The 236-nt window shown below is 74.2% G+C and carries 1 pseudogene; it reads right to left on the reverse strand.

Annotated elements, in window-relative coordinates:
* Positions 1–236, reverse strand: a pseudogene (locus KVT37_RS32955) (PAS domain-containing sensor histidine kinase); the annotation flags it as partial.

A 236-nucleotide genomic window follows, 5' to 3' on the forward strand; every position in this document is an offset into this window, starting at 1 on the left:
CAGGAGACCTATGGCGCTGGCGCCGGGCGCGCTGGGGGCCGCGGTGACGGCCTGCGCCATCTGGGCGGCGGGCAGCGCCCACACCGCCTTGGCGGCGCGCTCGATCTCCTCATGCTCGTTCATCAGCGACAGGAAGCGCAGCGCCGCGATGCCGACGAGGAAAATCACGATCAGCGCCGGGTTCGCCCGGCGCAGCAGCGGCTCGGCGGCCGGGTGCCGGTGGTAGGGGGGTTCGG

It is taken from the genome of Mesorhizobium sp. GbtcB19 (assembly GCF_019091085.1).
Classification (GTDB): Bacteria; Pseudomonadota; Alphaproteobacteria; order Rhizobiales; family Rhizobiaceae; genus Mesorhizobium.